Source organism: Gluconacetobacter brunescens (assembly GCF_048695475.1).
In the GTDB taxonomy this organism is placed as follows: Bacteria; Pseudomonadota; Alphaproteobacteria; order Acetobacterales; family Acetobacteraceae; genus Gluconacetobacter.
Genome location: NZ_JBLHEN010000001.1, coordinates 2,549,992 through 2,575,727, shown reverse-complemented (window position 1 = coordinate 2,575,727; position 25,736 = coordinate 2,549,992). Strand labels below are relative to the sequence as shown.

Genomic DNA, 25,736 nt, shown 5'->3' with positions numbered 1-25,736 from the left:
GAAGTCTTTTTGCTTCTTTTTCGGAAGACAAAAGAAGGCTCTTCCTTCCTGCCAAAAAATCGGTGGGCGGGGGCTTGCCAAGGAAACGGGGCACGGCTATACCCCGCCCACCCGCACGTCATCGCTGACGGCGCGGGCCGGTTGGACGGGGCCATAGCTCAGTTGGGAGAGCGCCTGAATGGCATTCAGGAGGTCGTCGGTTCGATTCCGATTGGCTCCACCAATCCTTCCGGCCCCTTTTTTCCAGACAATCTGAACGACGCATTCTGTTATCGCGCTCTGCCTCGCAAGGGGCGCAGCGCGCGGTGCCAGACCAGCATCGCGCACAGCGTCGTGGCTGCCAGCGTGCCGACCATCATGCCCCCCACCGCTGTCCAGTCCGCCGTCCACGGCAGTTGCAGGACCTCGCGCATGACCAGCCAGGCGGCGGATGCGCCCAGCAGGATGGCCGAGATGCCCGCCGTCAGCCCTAGCAACGTAAATTCGATCAGCCAGATGGCGCGGATCTGGCGTGGGCCGGCGCCCACCGCCTGAAGGATGGCGGCGTTGGCGACCCGCTGGCGCCAGCCGGCGGCCAATGTTGCGGCCAGGACCAGCGCGCCCGACGCCATAATGATCGAAGCGGCGACGCTGAGTGCCGTGGCGATCTGGCCGGCCAGCGCGGTCAGGCGGGCCAGCACGTCGGCAACCCTGATGCCGGTGACGCCCGGCAGCGCGTCGGTGATGGCGGCCAGCGTGGCGGCGTCCTGATCGGCGCGGCCATCGGTGGCCAGCGTGGCGACGAAGGTGTGGGGGGCGTGCGACAGCAGGCCCGGCGAGACGACGAACGCGAAATTGAGCTGGAGCGACCGCCAGGCGACGGTGCGCAGGTTGGCCACCCGGACGTCGATCGCGCGGCCCAGCACGTTCAGCCGGATGGTCGAGCCGACATGCACACCCCATCCCCGGGCCAGTCCGGCATCCAGCGACAGCAGGGGCGGCCCGGTATAATCGGCGGCCCACCATGTGCCCTCGACCAGTGTTGTGCCGGGCGGGGGTGTGCCGGCCACTGTCAGCCCGTGGTCACCGCGCAGGGCCCAGCGGGTCTGTGGTGTCGCGTTGACCTGTTCGGCCGGCACGCCGTCGACCGCGACGACGCGCGTGCGCATCGAGGGCAGTTGCTGGACCGCGCGGACCGATGGCTGGGCCTTTGCCAGGTTGTCGAACCGGTCCAGGTCGGTGGGCTGGATATCGATGAAATAGAAGGCGGGGGCGTTGTGCGGCATCTGGTCGCGCAACTGCGCCATCATTGCGCCCTCGGTCAGCAGGATGGCGGCCATGGCAGCCAGCCCGGCACCCAGCGCGGTGACCATCCGGGTGGTGGTCGCATTGCGATGGGCGAACAGCGCCAGGGCCAGCCTCGGCACGCCCCGCGCCGTATCCAGCTGCGCCAGCAGGATGGATACGCCCCGGCGCAGCATCGTGCCGGCCAGGAGCAGGACAGCGGCGGCGAACAGGACGACGCCGAGGAAGCCGGCCGCGAAGCGTGGGCTGTCCGCCAGTCGGACCGTCAGCAGGCCCGCCAGGATCACGCACAGGATCATGGCCGCGCCGACGCGCCAGGACCGCACGCGGGTTGCCCCCTGCTGGCCCTGGTCGCGGAACAGCGTGGCCGGGCTGATCGTGCAGGCCCTTGCCAGCGGCAGGATGACCGACAGCAGGGCGACCAGCACGCCGAACAGGCCGGCCGTCAGCACCGGGAGAAGCGGTGGGATCGTTGTCGTCTCGATGGGGAGCAGTCCGTTCAGCATCCGCGCCGCCAGCGGCGGCAGCAGCAGTGCGGGCACCATGCCGGCCGCGATGCCGATGCCGCACAGCGCGGCGATCTGGAGGCCGAATGTGCGCCGGATCAACGGCCCCGAGGCGCCGAGGCAGCGCAGGATGGCGATGGTGCGCCCGCGTCCTTCCAGCCATGAGGTGACGCCGGTCGAAACCCCTAGCCCGCCCAGCAGCAGGGCGCATAACCCGATCAGGGCCAGGAAGCGGGCCATCTGGTCGACGGTGCGGGTCAGGGCGGGGGCTGCGTCGGCTTCGCCGCGGATCCGCCAGCCCTGATCGGGGAAACGGGCGGTAATCGCGCCCGCCAGCGCACGGGCCCGGGCCGGCCGGTCTGCCGCCGGGCCGTCCAGTGCCAGACGCAACGCATGATTGACCAGGGCACCCGGCTGCATCAGTCCGGCTGCGTCCAGGGCCGACCGGGTGGTCATGACCGTGGGGGCCAATGTCACGCTGCCGGCGCCATCCGGGGCGCGGTCGAGGCTGCTGGCCACTTGGAACTGGGCGGTGCCGATCCGCACGATCGTGCCGACCTTTAGCCCCAGCCGGTCGATTACCAGCGGGTCGGCCAGCAGGCCGGGCTGGCCGTGATCGGGCGCCAGGGCGCGACTGAGAGGGATCTGCGGCGTGAGGGCGAGCGTGCCGACCAGCGGGTAGGCGTTATCGACCGCCGAGAGTTCGACCAGCATCCGGTTATCTGCCAGACCGGGGCCGCGCGGGGCGTAGAGCATCGAGCGCATGCGCAGCACCCGCGATATATGGGCCCCGTGCGCAATCGCGAAATCGGCCAGTTCGGAGGGCAGCGGGTCGCTGCTTTCGATCGACAGGTCGCCGCCCAGCAGGGTGCGCTGCTCGCCGGCGATGCCGTCGCGGATCATGTCGCGCAGGCTGCCTACCCCGCCGATGGTGGCCACCCCCAGCGCCAGGCAGGCCAGCACGACGCGCATTCCGCCGATGCCGCCGCGCAGGTCACGCCAGGCCAGGCGGGCGGCCAGGCGCCACTGGCTCACGAAGCGGGCTCCCGCACCGGGTGGTCGGCCTGGACATGCCCGTCATTCACCCGCAGGCGGCGGTCGCAGCGTGCCGCGAGGGCCGGATCGTGGGTGATCAGGACGAGCGTGGTGCCGTATTGGCGTTGCAGGCTGAACAGCAGGTCCATCACCGCCGCGCCGGTGCGGCTGTCGAGATTGCCGGTCGGTTCGTCGGCCAGCAGCAGGCGCGGCCGGGTGACGAAGGCGCGGGCCAGCGCCACGCGCTGCTGTTCGCCGCCCGAGAGTTCGCCCGGCAGGTGATCCAACCGGTGGCCCAGCCCCACCGCATCCAGCGCGGCGCGCGCAGCGGTGGCGCCGTTTGGCCGGCCGGCCAGTTCCAGCGGTACCAGCACGTTTTCCAGCGCCGTCATGGTGGGGATCAACTGGAAGGACTGGAAGACGATGCCCATCGTCTCGCGCCGGAAACGGGCCAGTGCGTCTTCGCCCAGGTCGCCCAGCGTGGTGGCGGCGATGCGGATTGTGCCGCGTGTCGGACGTTCCAGCCCCGCCAGCAGCATCAGCAGCGATGTCTTGCCCGATCCGGAGGGACCGATGATGCCCAGGGCCTCGCCCTCGGCCACGCGCAGGCTGACATCATGCAGGATCGTCAGCGCCCCCTGCCCGGCGTCGTTGCCCCGGCGTGGATTGACCGCACCGGCACGGGTCGGCACTGTCAGCCACAGATCCTGTGCCTCGACCAGCGTCGTCCGTCCATTTGGGAGCCCGTCGCCGTCCATGCGTTTTCCTTCCCACAGGGTATGGTCCTGCCCGCACGCTACACGGCGCCTGCATGGGGCCCGAACGGTTTTTCTGTTTCTTGTCGCCTGTCTGTGGGCCGTTTGCGCCACATCTGGCTATGCCGCCGACCGGCCGGTGCGGATTCTGGCGCTGGGCGATTCCCTGACGGCGGGATACGGGCTGGCGCATGCGGACAGCTTCGTGCCGCGTCTGCAGGCGGCGCTGGATGCGCGCGGTGATGCGATCACCATCCTGGATGGCGGCGTGTCGGGTGATACCAGCACCGATGCCCTGGCGCGGCTGGACTGGGCGCTGGGCGATAAACCCGACGCGGTGATCGTGGAACTGGGCGGCAATGACGGGCTGCGCGGGCTGGACCCGGCCCGGATGGAACAGAACCTGACGGCGATCCTGGACCGGTTGCAGCAGGCCCATCTGCCGGTGCTGCTGTCGGGCATGTATGCGCCGCCCAATATGGGGGCGGGCTACAGCGAGGCTTTCCGCGCGGTGTTTGAGCGGCTGTCGCGCCGGCCGGGTATTTTATGGGATCCGTTTTTTCTCGACGGTGTGGCGGCGCATCCGGAACTGGAACAGGCGGATCATATTCATCCTAATCCCGCCGGGGTCGCCGTTATCGTGGCGCGGATGGTGCCTTTGGTGGAGCGGTTGGTGCGTCGGGAGTGAGGGGGTTCTGTTCTTTTTTGCAAAAAAGAACCAAAAAACTCTGATTCGGTCAGGAGCCTTGTGCTGGGAACACGCGATGGTCCTGAACGGATAAAAGTCTTTGGGGCTGGCATAGGTAAGCGATTTATCTGGACCGCGGTGGTGGCAGGTTAACCCATTGGGTGAGGATTTTCACGAGCTTTGCGGGCGAGCGGTAGTTGAAGCGCCATTCGCATTCCGCGAGGAAGAGATGAAAGTCTTTCCGTGGTATTCCGTTGTATCGACGCAAGTGACGCTTGGCCTGGCTCCAGAAATTCTCGATGCCGTTGATATGGTTCGTGCCGTCAGCGAAGCGCGTGCCATGATGGATGCGATAATGATGGAACTCCGAGACATCGAGTTTGTCGTATGCGTGCCATGAATCGCTATAGACAATTGAATCAGCCTGAACTTTCTCCCTGATGATCGGCATGAGCGTCTTATGGCCGGCGTTGGGTATCATCACGGCGTGGACCCGACCGCGACGTTTGAGCAGGCCAAAGACTGCAACCTTTCCCGCAGCGCCTCGACCATGCTTGCCTTTGCGGTGTCCGCCGAAATAGCTTTCATCGACTTCGACCTCACCCTCGATGGGTGCCTCATGGGCGATCTGTTCTGCGATCGTCTCACGCAATTTGCGATAAAATAGTGTTGCCGTATTGCGATTGACGCCCACGAGTTCTGCAGCACTGCGCGCCGGCGTGCCAGCAACGAAGTGCTCCAGGAGCCGTTTTTGGGTGCCGACAGGTAGGCGGCTGCGGCGACGTAGTTTCATGCGACATATCAAGCCTCTGTCGGCTTACCTATGCCAGCCCCAAGTCTTTTTGCTTCTTTTTCTTCAGAAAAAGAAGAGAAGACGCTTTGTTTTGCAGGAAATTCCCGAAGGCTCCATGGTGGGCGCACAAGGGCTCGAACCTTGGACCCGCTGATTAAGAGTCAGCTGCTCTACCAACTGAGCTATGCGCCCATGGAGTATCCCTCTCGGGTGACGCGCTTCTAACAGCGTGGAGAATGAAGGGCAAGCGGTTTTATCGAAAAAATGTCCTGCATTCTCAGCCGTTCAGACGTGCAAGCACGGTATCGAACTGATCAAGTGATTGATAGAGGATGCGGATTGCTCCGCCCCGCCCGTCGAACGAGATCTGGACCTTCAGGCCGAGCTTGGCCGTGAGGTCGCGTTCCAGGACCTGGATTTCGGGGTTCTTGGGTTCGGCGGTTTCGACCGGCGCCGGTTTCGTGGCCTGGCGAACGGCTTTCTGTACCAGGGCTTCGGTCTGGCGGACATTCAGCCCCTGCTCCAGCACCGTCTTCAGCGCCGCGACCGGGTCGGGGTGGCCCAGCAGCGCGCGGGCGTGGCCAGCCGTCAGCCGGCCGTCGCGCAGGGCGGCGCGCACGGGCTGTGGCAGGTTGAGCAGCCGCACCATGTTGGCGACGTGCGAGCGCGACTTGCCCAGCGCGCCGGCCAGTTCTTCCTGTGTCAGGCCGTAATCCTGAAGCAGCCGTTGCAGGCCCTCGGCTTCTTCGACCGCGTTCAGGTCGGCGCGTTGCAGGTTTTCGACCAGGGCGGCGGCCATGGCATCGCCGTCATCGAGCGCGCGGATATGGACCGGGACCTCATGCAACGCCGCGATCTGCGCCGCGCGCCAGCGACGTTCGCCGGCGATGATCTGATAATGGCCTTCGCGCTCGGGATGCGGGCGGACCAGGATCGGTTGCAGGATGCCGCGTGTGCGGATCGAATCCGCCAGTTCGGCCAAGGCCTCGGGCTCCATCACCTGGCGCGGCTGGAACGGCCCCGGCTCCAACTGGTCGACCCCTAGCGTGCCGGTGCGGTCCTGCTCCGTCCGGCCCGAGACGCGGGCGATGGCGGCGGGGGCCTGGTCGCCCAGCAGGGCTGCGAGCCCCCGGCCGAGGCGCGGACGTGACTGCTCTTTCCTGGTGCTCATGCCCGCGCCTTCTTCTTTCTGGGTGTCTTCAGACCGCTCCGGGCGATCACTTCATCCGCCAGGGCCTGATAGGCGACGGCACCGCTGGACCGGCCATCATAGGCCATGACCGAGCGCCCGTGGCTCTGGGCCTCGGAAATACGGATATTGCGTGGAATCAGCGTTTCCATCACCTGCTCGCCGAAGAAGCTGCGTGCATCGGCGGCGACCAGCTCCGACAGGTTGTTGCGCCGGTCGTACATCGTCAGCACGATGCCCGCGACGTGCAGGTCGGAATTGAAGGCCCGGCGCACACGGTCGACGGTGCGGACCAGCTGGCTGATGCCTTCCAGCGCGAAGAATTCGCATTGTAGCGGCACGATCACGCCATCCGACGCCACCAGCGCATTCAGCGTCAGCAGCCCCAAGCTGGGGGGGCAGTCGATCAGGACCACGTCGAAACCATTGCCGGCGCGGGTGACGGCGTCGCGCAGGCGGAATTCGCGCCGGTCGATCATGACCAGTTCCAGTTCGGCGCCGGCGAGTTCAGTATCGGCCGCGATGATCTTCAGGCCGGGAATTTCGGTGCCCTGGGCGAGGTCGGCCATCGGGACATCGTCCATCAGCAGGGCATAGGTGCCCTGTCGCCGTGCATCGTAACCGATGCCCAGGCCAGTCGAGGCATTGCCTTGCGGGTCGAGGTCGATCAGCAGAACGGACAGGCCGCGATCGGCCAGTCCGGCGGCCAGATTGATGGCCGTCGTTGTTTTGCCCACGCCGCCTTTCTGGTTGGCGAGGGCGAGAATGCAGGAAGCGCGCGTGGCGTCAGGAGCCCGTTGCGCGTTCTGAGTGTCTGGCACGCGTGATTTCACCCAGTTTGAGAATGGTACCGTCCGCGTTGGTGCGGCTAGGCAATCGGGATACTGCCATGTGCCAGTCGGCGGCGGCCGAGGTCAACTCATCGTCGACATTTCTGCCTTTCAGGAACAGGCAAAATCCATCGGGCGCCAGCAGGCGGCTGCTCCATTCCAGCAATTGCGGCAGGGCGGCCAGCGCGCGGGCGGTGACGACCTGCACCGGCGGGATGTCGACCTCTTCGATCCTGCGTGCCAGCACGGTGACGCGTGCGCCGGCCGCCCGCGCGGCCTCGCGCAGGAAGGCCGCCTTGCGTTGGTCGGATTCGATCAGCGTGACGTCGGCATCGGTTGCGATGGCGATGATCAGGCCGGGGAAGCCGCCGCCCGATCCCAGATCGGCCAGGCGCGCACCGGGCGGGATCAGCGATGCCAGTTGCAGCGAGTCCGCGATATGGCGGTCCCATAGATGCGGCAGGTCGCGGGGGGAGACCAGATTGATGCGGCTGTTCCAGCGGGTCAGGATCTCGGCGAAGCGGTCCAGTCGCGGGCCGAGATCGGCCGGCAGGTCGGCAGCGGTTTCGGGTTTCACGTGAAACATCATGCCACCTGTTTGATATGGGCCAGCAGCGCCATCAGCGCCGAGGGGGTGACGCCGGGGATGCGCTGGGCGGCGCTGAAGCTGGCGGGCCGGGCTGTGGCCAGGCGCTCCTGCATCTCGCTGCTCAGGCCGCCGATGTGGCGGTAGTCCAGATCGGGTGGCAGCGTGATGCGGGTTTCGGCTTCCAGTTGCCGGATTTCGCGCGCCTGTCGGGCCAGGTAGCCGCTATAGCGGGCTTCGGTTTCGACGTGGCGACGGACACGCGGCGCGAGGTCGGCAAACCATGGGGCGATCCGCGCCACCTGGTCCGGCGTGGCGGCGGTTGCCAGCACATCCAGCAACGTGCGTCGGCGCCCGTCGGCGGAGACCGCGATACCGGCCTGCTGCAATGCGTCGGGCAGGAAGCTTTCCTGCTCCGCGCGCTGCATTGCGGTGTCGATGGCGGTGCGGTCGGCTTCGAACAGGCGGGTGCGCTCGGCCCCCACGCAGCCCCAGTCGATACCCAGGCCGGTCAGGCGCAGATCGGCATTGTCCGCCCGCAGGCTGAGACGGTATTCCGAGCGCGAGGTGAACATTCGATACGGTTCCGAGACGCCCTGAGTGGTCAGGTCATCGATCATCACGCCCAGATAGGCGGTGCCGCGATCGAGGGTTACGCCCTGCCCGCCCCCGGCGCGGCGGGCCGCGTTCAGCCCGGCCAGGAGCCCCTGTGCGCCGGCTTCCTCATATCCGGTGGTGCCGTTGATCTGGCCAGCGAGGAACAGGCGCGGGAGTGCCGTGAGTTCCAGTGTCGGGCTCAGGGCACGCGGATCGACGTAATCATATTCCACCGCGTAGCCGGGCCGCACGATGCGGCAATGTTCCAGGCCGGGGATGGAGTGGATCATCCGTTCCTGGATATCGGCCGGCAGGCTGGTCGAGATGCCGTTGGGATAGACCAGGTCCCCGCCCTCATTGCCCGGCAGGGCCTCGGGTTCGAGGAAGATCTGGTGGCTGTCGCGCTCGGCGAAACGCACCACCTTGTCTTCGATCGAGGGGCAATAGCGCGGGCCGCGCCCGGCGATGGCGCCGCCATAGACGGCCGAGAGATGCAGGTGCGCGCGGATCAGTGCGTGGGTCTGCGCCGTGGTGGCGGTGATCCGGCAGGAGAGCTGCGGGTTGTCGATCCTGCTGGTCAGGCGGCTGAAGGGTTCGGGTTCGGCATCGCCCTTGTCTTCGGCCAGGCTGTCCCAGTCGATGGTGGTGCGGTCCAGCCGGGCGGGCGTGCCGGTCTTCAGCCGGCCTATCGGCAGGCCCAGCGCCTGCAACCGTTCGCCTAATGCCTGCGCCGGGGCTTCGCCAACCCGGCCGGCCGGATGGCTGTCGTGGCCGATATGGATCACGCCGCGCAGGAAGGTGCCGGCGGTCAGCACGACGGCGCCGGCCGTGATGCGACGCCCATCCTCGCATACCACACCGGCCACCTGGCCGCTGGCATCGACAATCAGATCCCCTGCCCCGCCTTCGGCGATATCAAGGTTCCTGGTTTCGGCCAGCAGGTCCTGGATGGCGCGTCGATAAAGCGAGCGGTCGGCCTGTGCGCGCGGGCCATGGACGGCGGGGCCCTTGGAGCGGTTCAGCAGCTTGAAATGAATCCCGGCCCGATCGGCGGCGCGGCCCATCAGGCCGTCCAGTGCGTCGATCTCGCGCACCAGATGGCCTTTGCCGATGCCACCGATCGCGGGGTTGCAGGACATGGCGCCGATCGTGTCCCGCCGATGCGTCAGCAGCAGCGTGCGCGCGCCGCATCGGGCCGCAGCCGCCGCGGCCTCGCACCCCGCATGCCCCCCGCCAATGACGATGACATCGTATTCGCCACTCACCTTTGTCCGCTCCCTTACTTGCCGATGCAGAACTGGCCGAAGACGGTATCCAGCAGGTCCTCGACGCCGACCGCGCCGGTCAGTCGCCCTAGGGCGCGCATTGCCAGCCGCATCTCTTCGCCCCGCATCTCTGGCCAGTGCATATCGAGTGCGGCGGCCAGATGGCCAGCGCTTTCTTCAATCGCGGCGCGATGGCGTGCCCGCGTCAGCGGCGGGCCGGCTTTTGCGGCCGTCAGCGTGCGGGCGCGGTCGGCCAGTGTTTCGGTCAATCGCGCCAATCCTGTGCCCTCATGGACGCTGATGGCGATTGCGTCATGGGGGCTTTGCGTCGTGGGAATCAGGTCGATCTTGTTGCGGACGAGGATCGCGTCGGGAGGGAGATCGTCGGATGGCGTGTCGCTGTCGAACATGCCGATTACGCAGTCTGCCTGTTTCACGTGAAACAGCGCGCGGCGCACGCCTTCGGCTTCGATCTCGTCTTCGGTTTCGCGCAGGCCGGCGGTGTCGATCAGGGTGACGGGTACGTCGCCCAGGACGACCCGCACCTCGATCGCATCGCGCGTGGTGCCGGCGCGGGGCGAGACGATGGCCACATCGCGTTCGGCCAGTCTGTTCAGCAGGCTGGATTTGCCGACATTGGGGGCGCCGACAATGGCAAACAGCAGGCCCCGCCGCAGCCGCTCTCCCCGCTGGCCATCGTCCAGGTGAGCGCGCATCTCGCTGGCCAGAGTGCGCAGTTCATCCAGCAGTGCCTGCTCGATTTCGGGTGGCAGGTCTTCGTCGGGGAAATCGATCAGGGCTTCCTGGTGCGCGAGCGTGGTGTGTAGCCGCGCCGCCCATTCGTCATACAGGCGGCTCAATGTACCGTCGGCCTGCTCCAGTGCCTGGCGGCGCTGGGCTTCGGTTTCGGCGTCGATCAGGTCCGCGATGCCTTCGGCCTCGATCAGGTCCAGGCGTCCGTTCATGAATGCGCGGCGGGTGAATTCGCCCGGTTCGGCTGGGCGGGCGCCCAGTGCCACCAGTGCGTCGGCCACGGCGGTGATGATCGCGGGCCCGGCATGCAGGTGCAGTTCCGCGCTGTCTTCGCCGGTATAGTTGTTCGGACCCGGAAACCACAGCACCAGGGCGCGGTCCAGCAGGATGGGTGCCATGTCGCCACTGCCATGTCGCAATCCGCGTAGCGTGGCCCGGCGCGGGGCTGGCAGCGTGCCGCACAGATGGCGCAGGATCTCGCCGCATCCCGTTCCGGTCAGGCGCATGACCGCGATGGCGGCGCGCCCTGCCCCGCTGGCCAGGGCAAAGATCGGCGCATCGGGTTGTGTCCGTTCGGGGGGCCGCTCGGGAGGCATCGTGTCGGTTCCTGTCGTCATCGGGCGTCTGGTCGCCGCTCTTGCATGTCGCAACCTGTGACGGAAGGGTACAGAATACCAGACAGTCCCGATATGGTACGGGATACACGATCAAAAGGGACGACGACCGGTATGCCGCAGCTTTCGATGCACTCGCCCATCGGGGATCTGACCCTGACCGAGGAAGACGGCGCGATCGTCGCCCTGGACTGGGGCTGGGGGCGCGATCAGGAGGAAACCCCGTTGCTGCGGCAGGCCTGCGATCGGCTCGATGCCTATTTCGACGGTGTGGCTGACAATTTTGCCGACCTGCCGCTGGCGCCATACGGCACGCCGTATCGCCAGGCCGTGTGGCAGGCGTTGCGTGCGATCCCGCCGGGAGAGACCCGCACCTATCGCGACCTGGCGGAGCAGGTCGGCGGGTCGCCCCGTTCCGTCGGGCAGGCTAACGGGGCCAATCCGATTCCGATCCTGATCCCGTGCCATCGCGTCGTCTCGACCCAGGGACTGGGTGGGTATTCGGGCGATGGCGGGCTGACGGACAAGATCTATCTGCTGGAACTGGAGGGGGTTCCGATCCCTGCCCTGGCGGGCCAGGACGCCTGAGACGGCCGGACAGAACAGGAAAAGGACACAGGCGATGTATAAGGCAATCCGCATCCACGGCTATGGCGGCACCGAGGTTCTCCAACTGGAAACGCTGCCTACGCCCGTTCCCGGCCGGGGCGAGATCCTGATCCGGCAGGAGGCGATTGGCGTCAATTACATCGACATCTATTTCCGCACCGGCCTGTACAAGGTGCCCGCTTTCCCGGCTATCCTGGGGATGGAGGGTGCCGGCGTCGTCATGGCCGCCGGTGCGGGTGTGACCGATTTCGAGCCCGGCGATCGGGTGGCCTATCCCACGGCGTTGGGCGGTTATGGTGAATGCCGAACCATCGCCGCCGATCGTGTCGTGCCGCTGCCGCCGGATATCCCGTTCGATATCGCGGCTGGCTGCATGTTGCGGGGCCTGACGGCCCACATGCTGTTGCGCGAGGTTCATGCCGTCAGTGCCGGCGAGACGATTCTGGTCCACGCGGCGGCTGGTGGTGTGGGCCTGCTGTTGTGCCAGTGGGCGCGGCATCTCGGGGTGCGGGTGATCGGCGTGGTCTCGACCGAGGAAAAGGGCGAACTGGCGCGGCAGAATGGTGCTGCGGATATTCTGGTCGGGCATGACAATCTGGCCGCGCGCGTGCGCAAGCTGACTGATGGCGCCATGGTGCCGGTGGTTTATGACAGCGTCGGTAAGGATACATTTGTTGCCAGTCTCGATTGCCTGGCACCGCGTGGATTGATGGTCAGCTACGGGAATGCATCGGGTGAGGTTACGGGCGTTTCGGTTGGCATGCTGGCCACACGCGGCAGCCTGTATCTGACGCGGCCCGGGCTGACGACCTATCTTGCGCAGCGTTCGGCGCTGCTGGCCGGGTCCAAGGAATTGTTCGATCTGATCATTCAGGGTGTGCTGACGGTGCGTATTGGGCAGCGTTTTGCCTTGGCCGATGTGGGAGCGGCGCAGACGGCGCTGGAAGCGCGGGCGACGACCGGGAGTACGATCTTGTTGCCTTGATAGGGAAGGTCTTCTTTTTCTGAAGAAAAAGAAGCAAAAAGACTTGGGGCTGGCATAGGTAAGCCGACAGAGGCTTGATATGTCGCATGAAACTACGTCGCCGCAGCCGCCTACCTGTCGGCACCCAAAAACGGCTCCTGGAGCACTTCGTTGCTGGCACGCCGGCGCGCAGTGCTGCAGAACTCGTGGGCGTCAATCGCAATACGGCAACACTATTTTATCGCAAATTGCGTGAGACGATCGCAGAACAGATCGCCCATGAGGCACCCATCGAGGGTGAGGTCGAAGTCGATGAAAGCTATTTCGGCGGACACGGCAAAGGCAAGCATGGTCGAGGCGCTGCGGGAAAGGTTGCAGTCTTTGGCCTGCTCAAACGTCGCGGTCGGGTCCACGCCGTGATGATACCCAACGCCGGCCATAAGACGCTCATGCCGATCATCAGGGAGAAAGTTCAGGCTGATTCAATTGTCTATAGCGATTCATGGCACGCATACGACAAACTCGATGTCTCGGAGTTCCATCATTATCGCATCCATCATGGCACGCGCTTCGCTGACGGCACGAACCATATCAACGGCATCGAGAATTTCTGGAGCCAGGCCAAGCGTCACTTGCGTCGATACAACGGAATACCACGGAAAGACTTTCATCTCTTCCTCGCGGAATGCGAATGGCGCTTCAACTACCGCTCGCCCGCAAAGCTCGTGAAAATCCTCACCCAATGGGTTAACCTGCCACCACCGCGGTCCAGATAAATCGCTTACCTATGCCAGCCCCAAAGACTTTTGTTTGTTTTGGGGTCGTTGTGGTGGATTGGCCTTCGTTTCAGAACGCAATCTAAAAATTCAAAAGTTTTTTGGTTCTTTTTTTCAAAAAAGAACAGAAGAATCCTCATTAATAAAAAACAGGGACCGGATCGCTCCGGCCCCCGCTTCCTTGTCTTCAGGTATTCATCGCGTCGAAGAAATCCCTGTTGGTCTTGCTGTATTTCAGCTTGTCCAGCAGGAAGTCCATCGCGTCCATGGTGCCCATCGGCGCCAGGATGCGGCGCAGGACCCACATCTTCGACAGTTCCGAGCGTTCGACCAGCAATTCTTCCTTGCGGGTGCCGCTCTTGGTGATGTCGATGGCCGGGAAGGTGCGCTTGTCGGCCAGCTTACGGTCGAGGATGAGTTCCGAGTTACCGGTGCCCTTGAATTCCTCGAAGATGACCTCGTCCATGCGGCTGCCGGTATCGATCAGCGCGGTAGCGATGATGGTCAGCGAGCCGCCTTCCTCGATATTGCGCGCCGCGCCGAAGAAGCGCTTGGGGCGCTGCAGGGCGTTGGCGTCCACACCGCCGGTCAGCACCTTGCCCGATGACGGGACCACGGTGTTGTAGGCGCGCGCCAGGCGGGTGATGGAGTCCAGCAGGATGACCACGTCGCGCTTGTGCTCGACCAGTCGCTTCGCCTTCTCCAGCACCATTTCCGTGACCTGGACGTGCCGGGTCGCGGGTTCGTCGAAGGTCGAGGACACGACTTCGCCGCGCACCGAACGCGCCATGTCGGTCACTTCCTCGGGCCGCTCGTCGATCAGCAGCACGATCAGGAAGACTTCCGGATGGTTGGCGGAAATGGACGAGGCGATGCTTTGCAGCATCACGGTCTTGCCGGTGCGCGGCGGGGCGACGATCAGTGCGCGCTGGCCCATGCCGATCGGCGAGACCAGGTCGATCACCCGGGGGGTGAAATCCTTGGTCTGGCCCTTGCCGCCTTTGCCGCCCTTGCCGGGTTTCTCGGGCTCGCCGCCTACCGCGTCGCTCTCGACTTCCATCTTCAGCCGGCGCTCGGGGTAGAGCGGCGTCAGATTGTCGAAATTGATGCGATGACGGACCGCCTCGGGCGGTTCGAAATTGATGGTGTTGACCTTGAGCAGCGCGAAATAGCGCTCACCGTCGCGCGGAGCGCGGATCTGCCCCTCGACCGTGTCGCCCGTCCGCAGCCCGAAGCGTCGTACCTGGCTGGGGGAAATATAGATATCGTCCGGCCCGGGCAGGTAGTTCGCCTCGGGCGAGCGCAGGAAACCGAACCCGTCGGGCAGGATTTCGAGCGTTCCCTCGCCATGGATGGCCTGGTCGTTGTCGGCGAGGGTCTTGAGGATGGCGAACATCATGTCCTGCTTGCGCAGTGACGATGCGTTCTCGATCTGCAGGCTTTCGGCGTACGCCAGAAGGTCCGCGGGGGTTTTGGCCTTGAGTTCGGCGAGATGCATTCAGGTTGCCTTGAATGGGCAGGTCATAGAAGGGGGGGAAACGATCGGCCTGGACATCAGCGCAGCAGTGCGCCTGCCAGAAAAAACCGGATGAACCGGAAAGCGGCCAGTAACGTTCCATGCGGAGGGAGTAGCCAGCGAACGAAAGCTCGCCAGAGACACAAAAACGATAAGGGAATGACCGCCAGAAGTCAAGGCCGCTGCCTGCGGAACTTTGGGAGCCGCCTTTAGCGCCCGCGTGCCAGCCAGCCCCGGTGCCAGAACCACAGTAGCGGAACGACGATCGTCGCAGCCATCAGTGCCAGGGAATACCAGTAGCCGTATTTCCAGTTCAGTTCGGGCATCTCGTGGAAATTCATGCCGTAGATCCCGGCGACCAGCGTCGGCGCGACTCCGATGAAGCTGACCACGGTCAGGATCTTCATGCCGTTATTTTGCTCGATGCTGATGAAGCCGAGCGTGGCGTCCAGCAGGAACTGGACCTTGTTGGAGATCTGCGACACGAAATCGTTCAGTGACACGATGTCGCGCGCCACCGTGCTCATCCGGTCGCGCAGCTTTTCCGACAGGTCGTGCTTCTTGTTCTCACTGACGAAGATCGCGATCCGCTCCATGCCCAGCAGGCTGTCGCGGACCGACGACGCCAGGTCGCCCGATCGCCCGACCCGGCGCAGCAGGGTTCGCAGCATCTGGTCCGCCCGGCCAGCCTGGCGCGGTTGGTCCGCCTGGAACACGTCGCGCGACAGCGTATCCAGCGATTGGCCCAGATGTTCCAGAATGTCCGCCATGCGGTCGACCACCGCTTCCAGCAGCAGGACCGAGACTTCGTCGCCGCTGTAACTCTCCTTGGTGCCGGTGATCTGCTTCGCGATCAGGTCGAATGAGGAAAATTCGGTGAAGCGGATCGTCAGCAGCCGGTCGCGCATCAGCACGAAGCCGACCGGCGAGACGAAGAAATCATCCTGGATGCGTCGGACCAGCGGTGTCGACAGGTAGACGGCGTCGTCTTCCATGAACAGGCGCGAGGAGCTTTCGATTTCCTCCAGGTCGGCACGGGTCGGGATGCGCTGGCCGGTAATCTTGGCCGCCAGGGCCTGTTCATCCGGTGTCGGGTCCAGCAGATCCAGCCAGGCGATGCCGGTGGCGTCGGCATCGGTGGCGATCGGCCGTGGCGGCTGACCGGGACAATGGGCAACAAACATGGATGCTGTCTTTCTCCGCTTCCCCGCCTTACTTCCGTATCGGAGGACCCACGGCGCCTGTCAAATCACCCCAGCCTCCCAGCCGGACAGTGACGAGACGAGGCTGGTAATTTTCCGTCATGCGGTCCAGAACACCCGATATCCTGCATCTAATCGGGTCCGGAGAACGACGTGAGCGCAGCAGACACCAGCGGAGCGGAACGCGGCGTGGCGGAGACGCTGCCCAATAGCCTGCGTGCGGGGCCGGACCCGCGCGGCCGCTTCGGCATTTTCGGCGGCCGATTCGTGGCCGAGACGTTGATGCCCCTGGTCCTGGAACTGGACGCGGCCTATGCGGCGGCCAAGGCCGACCCGGCCTTCCGCAAGGAACTGGACTATTACCTGAAGGACTATGTGGGCCGCCCCAGCCCGCTCTGGTTCGCCCGGCGCCTGACCGAGGAACTGGGTGGCGCGCGTATCTACATGAAGCGCGAGGAACTGAACCATACCGGCTCGCACAAGCTCAACAACGTCATGGGGCAGATCCTGCTGGCCCGGCGCATGGGCCGCAGCCGCATCGTGGCCGAAACGGGGGCGGGCCAGCACGGCGTTGCCACGGCCACCGTCTGCGCGCTGTTCGGGCTGAAATGCACCATCTATATGGGCGCCACAGACGTCGAGCGGCAGAAGCCAAACGTGTTCCGCATGCGCCTGCTGGGGGCGGAGGTCGTGGCCGTGACCTCCGGTGCCGGCACGCTGAAGGACGCGATGAACGAGGCGATGCGTGACTGGGTGACCAATGTCCGCGACACCTATTTCCTCGTCGGCACCGTGGCGGGACCCCATCCCTACCCGCAGATGGTCCGTGATTTCCAGTCGGTGATCGGGGACGAGACCCGTGTTCAGATGCAGGAAGCCGAAGGGCGCCTGCCGGATGTGATCGTGGCGGCCATCGGTGGCGGGTCGAATGCGATGGGCATCTTCCATCCTTTCCTCGATGACCCTTCGGTGCGCCTGATCGGCGTCGAGGCTGCTGGTCGGGGGCTGGACAGCGGCGAGACCGCGGCATCGATCCTGCGTGGGCGGCCGGGCGTGCTGCACGGCAATCGCACTTATCTTCTACAGAACGAAGACGGGCAGATCGACGAGGCGCATTCGATCAGTGCCGGGCTGGATTATCCTGGCATCGGGCCGGAACATTCCTGGCTGGCCGATATCGGGCGCGTGGAATATGTCGGCGCGACCGACGACCAGGCGCTGGCCGCCTTCCAGCTCTGCACGCGGACCGAGGGTATTATCCCGGCTCTGGAAGCCGCCCATGCCCTGGCGCATGTGGCCGTCATTGCCCCCACGCTGAGCCCCGAGACGCTGCTGGTGGTGAATATCTCCGGCCGGGGAGACAAGGATATCTTCACCGTCGCCGCACATCTGGGAGTGACATTGTGAGCCGCATCGCCCGCCGCTTCGCGGCTCTGAAGGAGCAGGGACGCGGTGCTCTGATCCCGTACCTGCAGGCCTGCGATCCGGATTACGATACCTCGCTGGCCCTGTTGCGCGCCATGCCGGGGGCGGGCGCCGACCTGATCGAGATTGGCGTGCCGTTCAGCGACCCCAGTGCCGATGGCCCGACCATCCAGTTGGCGGCGCGCCGGGGGCTGAAGGCGGGCTCCAGCATGGTGCGCGTTCTGGAGATGGTGGCCCGTTTCCGCGAGGGTGATGCCGATACGCCGATCATCCTGATGGGCTATCTGAATCCGATCGAAGCTTATGGCCATGCCCGCTTCTGTGCCGATGCCGCTCGTGCGGGCGTGGACGGGCTGATCATCGTCGATATGCCGCCCGAGGAAGCCGACCTGCTGGACGGGCCGGCGGTGGAGGCCGGGCTGGATATCGTCCGCCTGGTGGCGCCCACCACCGATGATGCACGCCTGCCCATGGTGTGCGGTAGTGCGTCGGGTTTCATCTATTATGTCAGCATCACCGGCGTGACGGGCACGCGCACCGCCAGCAGCGACGAACTGGCGGCTGCCCTGCCGCGCCTGCGCGCCGCGACCGATCTGCCGGTGGCAATCGGCTTCGGCATCCGCTCGCCCGAACAGGCCGCCGTCGCCGTTCGTGCCGCCGATGCCGCCGTGGTGGCCTCGGCGCTGATCGCCACGCTGGAAGACTCGCTGGACGAAGAAGGCCGCGCGACACCGGACACCCTGCCGCGTGTGCTGATGCAACTTTCGGAACTGGCAAAGGCCGTGCGTTCGGCGCGCTAATCAGGAATCGGTTTCCAAAGGCCGTCGGCCTTTGGCGGGGTTCGGGGCAGCGCCCCGACCTTCCCCGATCGACCAGGATCGAAACATGACCCAACCCTACGCCGCCCAGCATTACGGCACCCGCGCGCCCGATTATGTGACTAGCGCCGTGCATGCCGAGGGTGCCGACCTGGATGCAATCGAAAGGCAGGTCGCGGGCAAGGGATTGCGTCGCGTGCTGGATCTGGGTTGTGGCGGCGGCCATGTCAGCTACCGGCTGGCGCCCCATGTGGCGGAAGTTGTCGCCTGCGACGTGACCCGGCAGATGCTCGATGCCGTGAGGCAGGAGGCCGGCCGGCGGGGCCTGACGAACATTACGACGGTGCGTGCCCCTGCCGAAGATCTGCCGTTCGAGGATGGCTGGTTCGACGCGGTGTTCTGCCGGTTCACGACCCATCACTGGACCGACGCGGCCGCCGGATTGCGCGAGGCGCGGCGTGTGTTGGCCCCCTCGGGCTCCGCGCTGTTCATCGACGTGACGGCGCCTGCGTCCGCGTTGGCCGATAGCTGGTTGCAGGCGCTGGAACTGCTGCGGGACGTGTCGCATGTGCGCGATTACGCGGTGGCGGAGTGGGTGTCCTTGCTGGGTGGGGCGGGCTTTGCCGTCACGGAACTGGGGACGCATCGCCTGCGTATGGAATTCGCAAGCTGGGTGGCGCGGACGCAGACACCGGCGGAGCGGGTTGCGGCGATCCGTTCCCTGCAACAGGCGGCGCCGGAGGAGGTCATCCGGCTGCTCGGGGTGGAAGAAGACGGCAGCTTCATGCTGGATGTCGCGCGCTTCCTGGCGGTGCCGGCCTGAATTTTCCCGCCTTCGCGCTTGCCCGGCAGCATTCCCAGAACCATCTGGCCTTTCTGGCACCCTGCTTGTAAGAAGGCGGGTTTCCGGGGGCCCCTGTGCGCCTTGTGTGATGGAGTGATGTGATGAGCTGGCTGACCGATTACGTCCGCCCCAAGATCCGCGGTCTGCTCAAGCGCGAGGTGCCGGACAATCTGTGGACCAACTGTGAATCCTGCAGCCAGATGATTCTGGTGAAGGATCTGCGGAAGAACCTGAATGTCTGCCCGCATTGCGGTCATCACATGCGCGCGACGGTGGCCGAGCGTTTTGCCTGGACGTTTGACGAGGGTGCGTGCACGCGCATCGACCTGCCCAAGGTTGTGGTCGATCCGCTCTCGTTCCGCGACCGCAAGCGCTATACCGACCGGCTGAAGGACGAGCGTGCGAAATCGCAGCTCGATGAATCCATGGCGGTGGCCCACGGCAAGATCGGCGGGCACGACGCGGTGGTGGCCGTGATGGCATTCGAATTCATCGCCGGTACGATGGGCGCGGCGCTGGGCGAGGCCTTCGTGGCGGCGGCGCGGTTGGCGATCCTGCAGAAGGCGCCGCTGGTCGTCTTTACCGCTTCGGGTGGCGCGCGCATGCAGGAAGGCATGATCAGCCTGATGCAGATGCCCCGCACCACGGTGGCGGTGCAGATGCTGCGCGATGCCGGCCTGCCCTATATCGTCGTGCTGACCAACCCGACCACCGGCGGCGTCACGGCCTCGTTCGCCATGCTGGGCGATGTGCAGATCAGCGAGCCGAACGCCCTGATCGGGTTCGCCGGCCCGCGTGTGATCGAGGATACGGTGCGCGAGAAACTGCCCGAGGGCTTCCAGCGCGCGGAATATCTGCTGGATCACGGCATGATCGACATGGTGACCAAGCGTGCCGACCTGCCGGCGATGCTGGGCCGCCTGATCGGCCTGCTGAACCATCGGCAGGTCGCCGCCCCGCTCCGCCCGGCGGCCTGATCCGCGCCGATGAACACCTCGCCGACGGCGCTGGGGCCGGAATTCGTCGGCCGCGCCGGCGCGGTGCTGGAGCGGCTGAACCAGCTCTATCCGGCCCTGATCGACCTGTCGCTGGGTCGGCTGGAGGCCCTGCTGGAGCGGCTGGGGCATCCGGAAAACCATCTGCCGCCGGTGATCCATGTCGCGGGTACCAACGGCAAGGGCAGCACCTGCGCCAATCTGCGTGCCATCGGCGAGGCCGCCGGCTGGCCGGTGCATGTCATGACCTCGCCGCATCTGGTGGACGTGACGGAGCGCTTCCGCGTTGCCGGCCGCATCGTCTCGACCGATGAACTGGTAGCGGTGCTGGAGGAAGTCGAGCGCGCCAATGACGGGGCGCCGATTACGGTGTTCGAGGTGCTGACCGCCGCCGGCTTTGTCCTGTTCGCGCGTCATCCTGCCCGTCTGGCGGTGATCGAGGTCGGGCTGGGCGGTCGCTTCGACGCCACCAATGTTCTTGCGCGGCCTGCCGCCTGCGCGATTGCGTCGATTTCCATGGATCACGAGGCTTTCCTCGGCAATAGCCTGGCCGCCATCGCCGCCGAGAAGGCCGGGATCATGAAGCCCGGCGTGCCGGTGGTGACCGGCTATCAGGCGCCCGAAGCCATGGCTGTGCTGCGCGATCGGGTGGCGGAATGCGGTGCGCGCCTGCTTGTGCGCGATGCGGACTGGGAGATTGCGCCGGTGTCTGGCGGCGTGCGCTATATGGACGCGCAGGGTATGCTGGACCTGCCGGCGCCCGGTCTGCCTGGGCGGCATCAGGTGGATAACGCCGGGTTGGCGGTGGCGGCGCTGCGGGCCAGTGGGCTAGCGGTGCCGGAGACCGCGTGGGCGGGCATTGCCCGCACCGAGTGGCCGGCCCGCCTGCAACGGCTGGACGGTGCGCTGGCTGCCCTGCTGCCGCCGGGCTGGGAAGTGTGGCTGGATGGCGGGCATAATCCCGGTGCCGGCTACGCGCTGGCCGATATGCTGGCCGGCTGGTCGGACCGGCCGGTTCATCTGGTGGTCGGCATGAAGCAGACCAAGGATGCCACGGGCTTTCTTGCCCCTCTGCTGGAGCGCGCCGCCAGCGTTCAGGCGGTGGCCGAGCCTGGCCAGCATCTGGCCTTGCCGGTCGAGGCGATCGTGGCAGCGTCTTCAGGCCGTGCCATTCCCGGCCCCACCGTGCGCGCCGCGCTGGCGCGTCTGGCGGAAGGGGCGGATGGTCCGGGGCGGGTGGTGATTTGCGGCAGCCTGTATCTGGCAGGGGTTGTCCTGGCGCAGGACGGCTGGGTTGCGAAGTGAGTTAAGTTCTTCTTTTTCTGAAGAAAAAGAAGCAAAAAGACTTTTGTTCGTTCAGGAGCCTTGTGCTGGGGACATACGATGTCCCTGACTGAATAAAAGTTTTTTGGTTCTTTTTTTCAAAAAAGAACATTCTTGAGGGCTTCCACCATGACACACCGCCACAAAGTCATCTTCGACACCGACCCCGGCGTGGACGACGCGATGGCGTTGTGTTTCCTGACCCGGCGGCCGGAATTCGACCTGCTGGCCGTGACCACGGTGCATGGCAATCTGGATATCGACACCGTCACGCGCAACGCGCTGTGGCTGGCCGAACGGCTGGGGCTGGATGTGCCGGTGGCGATGGGCGCGGCCACGCCGCTGGTGCGGCCGGCGGGAGCCGGGGTGCCGCATGTGCATGGGGCGGGTGGGCTGGGCGACCTGACGCCGCCGGCGCAACTGGCCCGCACGGTTGATCTGCGCCCTGCCTGGCAGGTGATCGTGGATGTGGTACGCGCCCATCCGCACGAGGTCACGCTGATCGCCATCGGGCCGCTGACCAATCTGGCACTGGCCCTGCGGCATGACCCCGGCATCGCGGAACTGGTGGCGGGCGTCAGCCTGATGGGCGGCGCATTCGGCACGCATGGGCATAGCGGCAATGTGTCGCCGGTGGCCGAGGCCAATATCCTGTCGGACCCCGAGGCGGCGGACCTGGTGATGACCGCGTCGTGGAAGGTCACGATGCTGGGGCTGGATGTGACGCAACAGGTGGTGATGGATGCCGCCTATCTGGATCGCCTGGAAGAGCGGGGTGGGCCGGACGGTGCTTTCCTTCGGGCGGTGTCGCGTTTTTATCAGGGTTTCCACGAACGCTCGCGCGGGCTGGCCGGCATTTTCGCGCATGACAGTCTGGCGGTGATCCAGGTTCTGGCACCGCATCTGTTCACCTTGCGGCATGGGCCGGTCCGGGTGGTGTGCGGCGGGCTGGCCGATGGGCAGACGATCCAGAAGCCGGCCGGTCTGCCCGGGCCGCCCGCGCCGGCCTGGGATGGCGGGCCGTCACGCGCGGTTGCGGTGGATGTCGATGTGGGCGGCGTGCTGGCGCTGTATGCGGATACATTCATCGTGTGACGGCTCGGGCCCATCCGGCCTGTCACAAACCCGTCTCCTGTTTCGTCTTAGAGAGGATGTTTCAAAAGTTCTGATAGTGAGCGGAAGCGTGGCGCCAGCCACGCGTCTGACGGTGGTTTTTGAGCATCGGAGCGGAGCGGCCTTGATGGCCGTGAGCACCGAAGCGCAGGAAACCGCCGTCAGGCCGCCGCTAGCGGGGCTTTTGAGACATCCTCTTATGGCAAACAGCTTACAGGATGATGATCATGACCCCACGACTGGATTATCTGGCGACCGCTCCCGCTCTTCTGGGGAAGATGCTGGAGCTTGAAGAGGCTCTCAAATCCTCTGGTTTTGACCTTGCATTGGCCGAACTGGTCAAGATGCGGGTCTCGCAGATCAATGGCTGTGCGTTCTGCCTTGATATGCATGCCGCGATCATGAAAAAAGCGGGCGAAGACACGCGCCGGATCGTCCTGCTGCCGGCGTGGCGTGAAACGGCCTTCTATACGCCCCGGGAATGCGCGGCCTTGGCATGGGCGGAGGCGCTGACCCTCGTGGCGGAGACCCATGCTCCGGATGCGGATTTCGAGGCCCTGCGCGCCCATTTCACGGACCAGGAGATCGTTCAGCTTACGCTCGTCATCGGCATGATCAATCACTGGAACCGGATCGCCATCGGGTTCCGTGCCCAGCCGCGCCCGCCATCCGGCCAGCATGCCTGACGCCACTGAAACGACAGTCTGTTTTCTGGCGATCCGGCCGGATCTGATCGGCATTGCCTATCGGATGACCGGGTCGCTGTCGGTCGCGGAGGATCTGGCGCAGGACGCCTTCCTGCGCTGGCATGCCGCCGGGCCCGACACGATCGCGCATCCCCGAGCCTGGCTCGTTCGGGTGATGACGCGGCTTTGCCTGGACTGGCTGCGGTCTTCCGCGCACCGATATGAACATTATGTCGGGCCATGGCTGCCGGAGCCCGTTCTGGATACGCAGGATGCGCCCCAGATCCGGCAGCATGCCCATGAACAGGACCTGTCCATGGCGTTCCTGTCCGCGCTTCAGGCCCTGTCGCCGGCCGAGCGTGCAGCCTTTATCCTGCACGATCTTTTCGAAATGCCGTTTGATGAACTGGCGGACTTGTTGCAGCGGAGCGAAGCCGCTTGCCGCCAGATGGCGTCTCGCGCCCGCAAACACCTCAAGCAGCCCGAAACCCGGCACCCCATGGATCGGGAGGCCGGCCGGAAGCTGACCGAGGCGTTTCTACAGGCGTCCCGTCTGGGGGACGAAACGGGTTTGCGCACCCTCCTGAGCCATGATGTCCGCTTCGTGTCCGATGGTGGCGGCGTTCGGCCTGCTGCCCGGAAAATCATTGAAGGGATCGGGAAAGTCAGTCGCCTGTTCGTCGGTCTGGCCCGTAAGCGGCAGTATCGGGTTCCACCGGTTCTGTATCAGGGATTGATCAACGGAGAGCCGGGATTTGTCACCCTGGAAGATGATGGTCTGCCGCAGGTAACGACCTTGACCTGTTGTGAGGGGCGTGTTCTCGCCATTCAGGTTGTACGCAATCCTGAAAAGCTGATGGGGATCGGGCGATGATCTTTGTTCTTTTTTGAAAAAAAGAACCAAAAAACTTCTGATCTGCTCTGGAACCTTGTGCTTGCCCGTTCCGAGGCTTTGAAACGAATAAAAGTCTTTTTGCTTCTTTTTCTTCAGAAAAAGAAGATATCTTCCATTCTCGCCGCTATGTGGCGACGCCGCTGCCAGCGATCTTATCTTGAATTGGCGCGTCTGATCTTTTCATAACGGGCTACGAGCCGGTTGCGGCGCAGGGCGGAGAGGCGCTGGATCCAGAATATTCCGTCCAACTGGTCGATTTCGTGCTGGTGGCAGATTGCGCGCAGGCCCTCGGATTCTTCGATCTGCTCCTGGCCGTTGAGATCCTGGTAGCGCACGCGCACCTTGGCCGGGCGCTCGATCTGTTCGGTGACGCCCGGCATGGAAACGCTGCCTTCCTCGTGTCGGATCGTCTCGTCGGAGGCCCAGATGATCTCCGGATTGATGTAGGTTCGTGCGCCCGCTGTGTCGCGCAGGTCCAGCACCACGACACGTAGCGCCACGCCGATATGCGGCGCCGTGATGCCGATGCCGGGCGCGGCCTGCATCGTGTCGAACAGGTCGGTGGCCAGTGTGCGAAGCGCGGCGTCGAAATGTGTGACGGGCTCGGCTGCCTTGCGCAGGCGCTGGTCCGGAAACATGACGATCGGGCGCACGGTCATTCTGACGCCTTCCGGGGTCAGATGAAATTGGCGGCGCGGACGCGGCCGACCGTCATCCCGTTCCAGTTGCGGATATCGTGGGTTGCCAGATCGCGCAGCACGGTGTGGTCGCGGGTTTCGGGACCCAGGAAGCGCATCAGCAGGGTGGCCATTGCGACTTCGGCGGCGCGGGGGGCGCCGTCATGACATTTTACCGCGATGCCCAGCCCCTGTTCGGGCAGGCTGGCGGCCATGATGCCTTCCGCGCCCATCTTGCTGAAGACGGCCGATCCCAACGCCTGCATCAGCACGGTGTCGAAGCGCCCGCTGCCGCCGACCATGAAAGGCGCATTGGCGACGGCAGCGCGTAGCCGTGCCGCCGCGCGGGCGCGTTCGCGGCCCAGGCCATGGCCGGTGCCGAAGCGTGCGAAGCCATGGGCCAGGGCGCGCATCGGGATGGCGTAGGTCGGGATCGAACAGCCGTCGATGCCGCGATTGTCTTCGCCGTGTGCCGCATCCGTGACGTCGGCCAGTGCCGCCGTGACCTCGCGCATGATCGGGTGGGTGGGCTGGATATAGCCGGCCAGATCTTCGTCGCGGTCGCAGGCCAGGCAGACGAAGCCGGCATGCTTGCCGGAGCAGTTGTTGTGCAGGGCATTGGGTGCCCCGCCCGAGCGGGCCAGTGCGTGGGCGGCGTCGGCGTTCGTTGGCCAGTGGGTGCCGCATTCGAGGCAGGCGACATCACGCCCTGCCCGACCCAGCATCCGTGCGGCGACCGCGACATGGGCGGGCTCGCCGTTATGCGAGGCGCAGGCGAGCGCCAATTCCTCGTCATCCAGGCCCAGCCGCTCGGCGGCGCCGCTTTCGACCAGCGGCAGGGCGAGGAAGGCCTTGACCGCCGAACGCGGGTAGGTCGGCAGCGCGATGTCGCCCAGCGCGAACACGACGTCGCCATCGGCGTCCACCACCACGGCGGTGCCGGCATGGCGGGATTCGACGCGGCCGCCGCGCTCGATCTCGGCGATTGCTGTGTCCAT

At 65.3% G+C, this 25,736-nt stretch carries 24 protein-coding genes and 2 tRNA genes; 13 read left to right on the top strand and 13 right to left on the bottom strand.

Going from position 1 to position 25,736, the window contains the following annotated elements; all coding sequences use genetic code 11:
* Positions 1-147: 147 nt before the first annotated feature.
* Positions 148-223, top strand: a tRNA-Ala gene (locus tag ACMAUO_RS11445).
* A gap of 46 nt (positions 224-269) precedes the next feature.
* Here the strand turns inward: ACMAUO_RS11445 and ACMAUO_RS11440 are convergent.
* Together ACMAUO_RS11440 and ACMAUO_RS11435 are read right to left on the bottom strand one after the other, a co-directional pair.
* The gene (locus ACMAUO_RS11440; protein WP_420356997.1) at positions 270-2,825 is read right to left on the bottom strand and encodes an ABC transporter permease; all 2,556 of its coding nucleotides are present in this window, start codon (positions 2,823-2,825) and stop codon (positions 270-272) included.
* Positions 2,822-3,583: an ABC transporter ATP-binding protein gene (locus ACMAUO_RS11435; RefSeq protein ID WP_420356996.1), complete on the bottom strand. Its 762-nt coding sequence runs from the start codon at positions 3,581-3,583 to the stop codon at positions 2,822-2,824. Before ACMAUO_RS11435 ends, ACMAUO_RS11440 begins: the two co-directional genes overlap by 4 nt.
* Between ACMAUO_RS11435 and ACMAUO_RS11430 the strand changes: the two genes are divergently transcribed.
* Complete coding sequence (locus ACMAUO_RS11430; protein ID WP_420356995.1) at positions 3,582-4,268, top strand: arylesterase; 687 nt, start codon at positions 3,582-3,584, stop codon at positions 4,266-4,268. The two genes, ACMAUO_RS11435 and ACMAUO_RS11430, sit on opposite strands and share 2 nt — an antisense overlap.
* A 124-nt stretch (positions 4,269-4,392) precedes the next feature.
* Here the strand turns inward: ACMAUO_RS11430 and ACMAUO_RS11425 are convergent, their stop codons facing one another.
* The 7 genes from ACMAUO_RS11425 to mnmE form a co-directional block, all read right to left on the bottom strand.
* Positions 4,393-5,061, bottom strand: coding sequence for an IS1595 family transposase (locus tag ACMAUO_RS11425; protein WP_420356546.1), 669 nt, complete (start codon positions 5,059-5,061; stop codon positions 4,393-4,395).
* Between the two features lie 116 nt (positions 5,062-5,177).
* A tRNA-Lys gene (locus ACMAUO_RS11420) sits at positions 5,178-5,253 on the bottom strand.
* Between the two features lie 85 nt (positions 5,254-5,338).
* Positions 5,339-6,232: a ParB/RepB/Spo0J family partition protein gene (locus ACMAUO_RS11415; protein WP_420356994.1), complete on the bottom strand. Its 894-nt coding sequence runs from the start codon at positions 6,230-6,232 to the stop codon at positions 5,339-5,341.
* The gene (locus ACMAUO_RS11410) at positions 6,229-7,071 is read right to left on the bottom strand and encodes a ParA family protein (protein ID WP_420356993.1); all 843 of its coding nucleotides are present in this window, start codon (positions 7,069-7,071) and stop codon (positions 6,229-6,231) included. Before ACMAUO_RS11410 ends, ACMAUO_RS11415 begins: the two co-directional genes overlap by 4 nt.
* Positions 7,037-7,666, bottom strand: a complete 630-nt coding sequence (rsmG, locus tag ACMAUO_RS11405) for a 16S rRNA (guanine(527)-N(7))-methyltransferase RsmG (RefSeq protein ID WP_420357277.1) — start codon at positions 7,664-7,666, stop codon at positions 7,037-7,039. Before rsmG ends, ACMAUO_RS11410 begins: the two co-directional genes overlap by 35 nt.
* The gene (gene mnmG, locus ACMAUO_RS11400) at positions 7,666-9,528 is read right to left on the bottom strand and encodes a tRNA uridine-5-carboxymethylaminomethyl(34) synthesis enzyme MnmG (protein ID WP_420356992.1); all 1,863 of its coding nucleotides are present in this window, start codon (positions 9,526-9,528) and stop codon (positions 7,666-7,668) included. The genes rsmG and mnmG overlap by 1 nt, the downstream gene beginning before the upstream one ends.
* Before the next feature lie 14 nt (positions 9,529-9,542).
* The gene (gene mnmE / locus ACMAUO_RS11395) at positions 9,543-10,877 is read right to left on the bottom strand and encodes a tRNA uridine-5-carboxymethylaminomethyl(34) synthesis GTPase MnmE (protein WP_420357276.1); all 1,335 of its coding nucleotides are present in this window, start codon (positions 10,875-10,877) and stop codon (positions 9,543-9,545) included.
* A 132-nt stretch (positions 10,878-11,009) separates the two neighbouring features.
* Here mnmE and ACMAUO_RS11390 point away from each other — a divergent pair, with 132 nt between their 5' ends.
* The 3 genes from ACMAUO_RS11390 to ACMAUO_RS11380 all read left to right on the top strand — a co-directional run bounded on the left by ACMAUO_RS11390 (position 11,010) and on the right by ACMAUO_RS11380 (position 13,244).
* Positions 11,010-11,483 (top strand): methylated-DNA--[protein]-cysteine S-methyltransferase, encoded by a 474-nt coding sequence (locus tag ACMAUO_RS11390; RefSeq protein WP_420356991.1) that lies wholly within the window; start codon positions 11,010-11,012, stop codon positions 11,481-11,483.
* Positions 11,484-11,517: 34 nt separating this feature from the next.
* The gene (locus ACMAUO_RS11385; protein ID WP_420356990.1) at positions 11,518-12,489 is read left to right on the top strand and encodes a quinone oxidoreductase family protein; all 972 of its coding nucleotides are present in this window, start codon (positions 11,518-11,520) and stop codon (positions 12,487-12,489) included.
* Between the two features lie 86 nt (positions 12,490-12,575).
* Positions 12,576-13,244, top strand: coding sequence for an IS1595 family transposase (locus ACMAUO_RS11380; RefSeq protein WP_420356989.1), 669 nt, complete (start codon positions 12,576-12,578; stop codon positions 13,242-13,244).
* A gap of 187 nt (positions 13,245-13,431) precedes the next feature.
* Here ACMAUO_RS11380 and rho read toward each other — a convergent pair whose 3' ends face one another.
* Positions 13,432-14,742, bottom strand: coding sequence for a transcription termination factor Rho (gene rho / locus ACMAUO_RS11375; protein ID WP_420356988.1), 1,311 nt, complete (start codon positions 14,740-14,742; stop codon positions 13,432-13,434).
* A 227-nt stretch (positions 14,743-14,969) separates the two neighbouring features.
* On the bottom strand, positions 14,970-15,944 hold the full coding sequence (gene corA, locus ACMAUO_RS11370) for a magnesium/cobalt transporter CorA (RefSeq protein ID WP_420356987.1): 975 nt from the start codon (positions 15,942-15,944) through the stop codon (positions 14,970-14,972).
* A gap of 171 nt (positions 15,945-16,115) precedes the next feature.
* On the opposite strand from corA, the gene trpB reads away from it, so the two are divergent.
* The 8 genes from trpB to ACMAUO_RS11330 all read left to right on the top strand — a co-directional run bounded on the left by trpB (position 16,116) and on the right by ACMAUO_RS11330 (position 24,040).
* Positions 16,116-17,369 carry a tryptophan synthase subunit beta gene (trpB, locus tag ACMAUO_RS11365; protein WP_420356986.1) on the top strand — a complete coding sequence of 418 codons (1,254 nt, stop codon included), beginning with the start codon at positions 16,116-16,118 and terminating at the stop codon, positions 17,367-17,369.
* Positions 17,366-18,187 carry a tryptophan synthase subunit alpha gene (trpA, locus tag ACMAUO_RS11360; RefSeq protein ID WP_420356985.1) on the top strand — a complete coding sequence of 274 codons (822 nt, stop codon included), beginning with the start codon at positions 17,366-17,368 and terminating at the stop codon, positions 18,185-18,187. The genes trpB and trpA overlap by 4 nt, the downstream gene beginning before the upstream one ends.
* 85 nt (positions 18,188-18,272) lie before the next feature.
* A complete protein-coding gene (locus tag ACMAUO_RS11355; RefSeq protein WP_420356984.1) occupies positions 18,273-19,028 on the top strand; it encodes a class I SAM-dependent methyltransferase in 756 nt (251 codons plus the stop codon).
* Positions 19,029-19,150: 122 nt separating this feature from the next.
* Positions 19,151-20,026 (top strand): acetyl-CoA carboxylase, carboxyltransferase subunit beta, encoded by an 876-nt coding sequence (accD, locus tag ACMAUO_RS11350; protein WP_420356983.1) that lies wholly within the window; start codon positions 19,151-19,153, stop codon positions 20,024-20,026.
* A gap of 9 nt (positions 20,027-20,035) precedes the next feature.
* The gene (locus ACMAUO_RS11345) at positions 20,036-21,349 is read left to right on the top strand and encodes a bifunctional folylpolyglutamate synthase/dihydrofolate synthase (protein ID WP_420356982.1); all 1,314 of its coding nucleotides are present in this window, start codon (positions 20,036-20,038) and stop codon (positions 21,347-21,349) included.
* A 147-nt stretch (positions 21,350-21,496) separates the two neighbouring features.
* Entirely contained in the window at positions 21,497-22,462 is a 966-nt protein-coding gene (locus ACMAUO_RS11340) for a nucleoside hydrolase (protein WP_420356981.1), read from the top strand.
* A gap of 245 nt (positions 22,463-22,707) precedes the next feature.
* Positions 22,708-23,166 carry a carboxymuconolactone decarboxylase family protein gene (locus tag ACMAUO_RS11335; protein ID WP_420356980.1) on the top strand — a complete coding sequence of 153 codons (459 nt, stop codon included), beginning with the start codon at positions 22,708-22,710 and terminating at the stop codon, positions 23,164-23,166.
* Positions 23,159-24,040, top strand: coding sequence for a sigma-70 family RNA polymerase sigma factor (locus ACMAUO_RS11330; protein WP_420356979.1), 882 nt, complete (start codon positions 23,159-23,161; stop codon positions 24,038-24,040). The genes ACMAUO_RS11335 and ACMAUO_RS11330 overlap by 8 nt, the downstream gene beginning before the upstream one ends.
* 173 nt (positions 24,041-24,213) lie before the next feature.
* Here the strand turns inward: ACMAUO_RS11330 and ACMAUO_RS11325 are convergent, their stop codons facing one another.
* Positions 24,214-24,720, bottom strand: coding sequence for a peptide deformylase (locus tag ACMAUO_RS11325; protein WP_420356978.1), 507 nt, complete (start codon positions 24,718-24,720; stop codon positions 24,214-24,216).
* Between the two features lie 17 nt (positions 24,721-24,737).
* The gene (locus ACMAUO_RS11320) at positions 24,738-25,736 is read right to left on the bottom strand and encodes an asparaginase (protein WP_420356977.1); all 999 of its coding nucleotides are present in this window, start codon (positions 25,734-25,736) and stop codon (positions 24,738-24,740) included.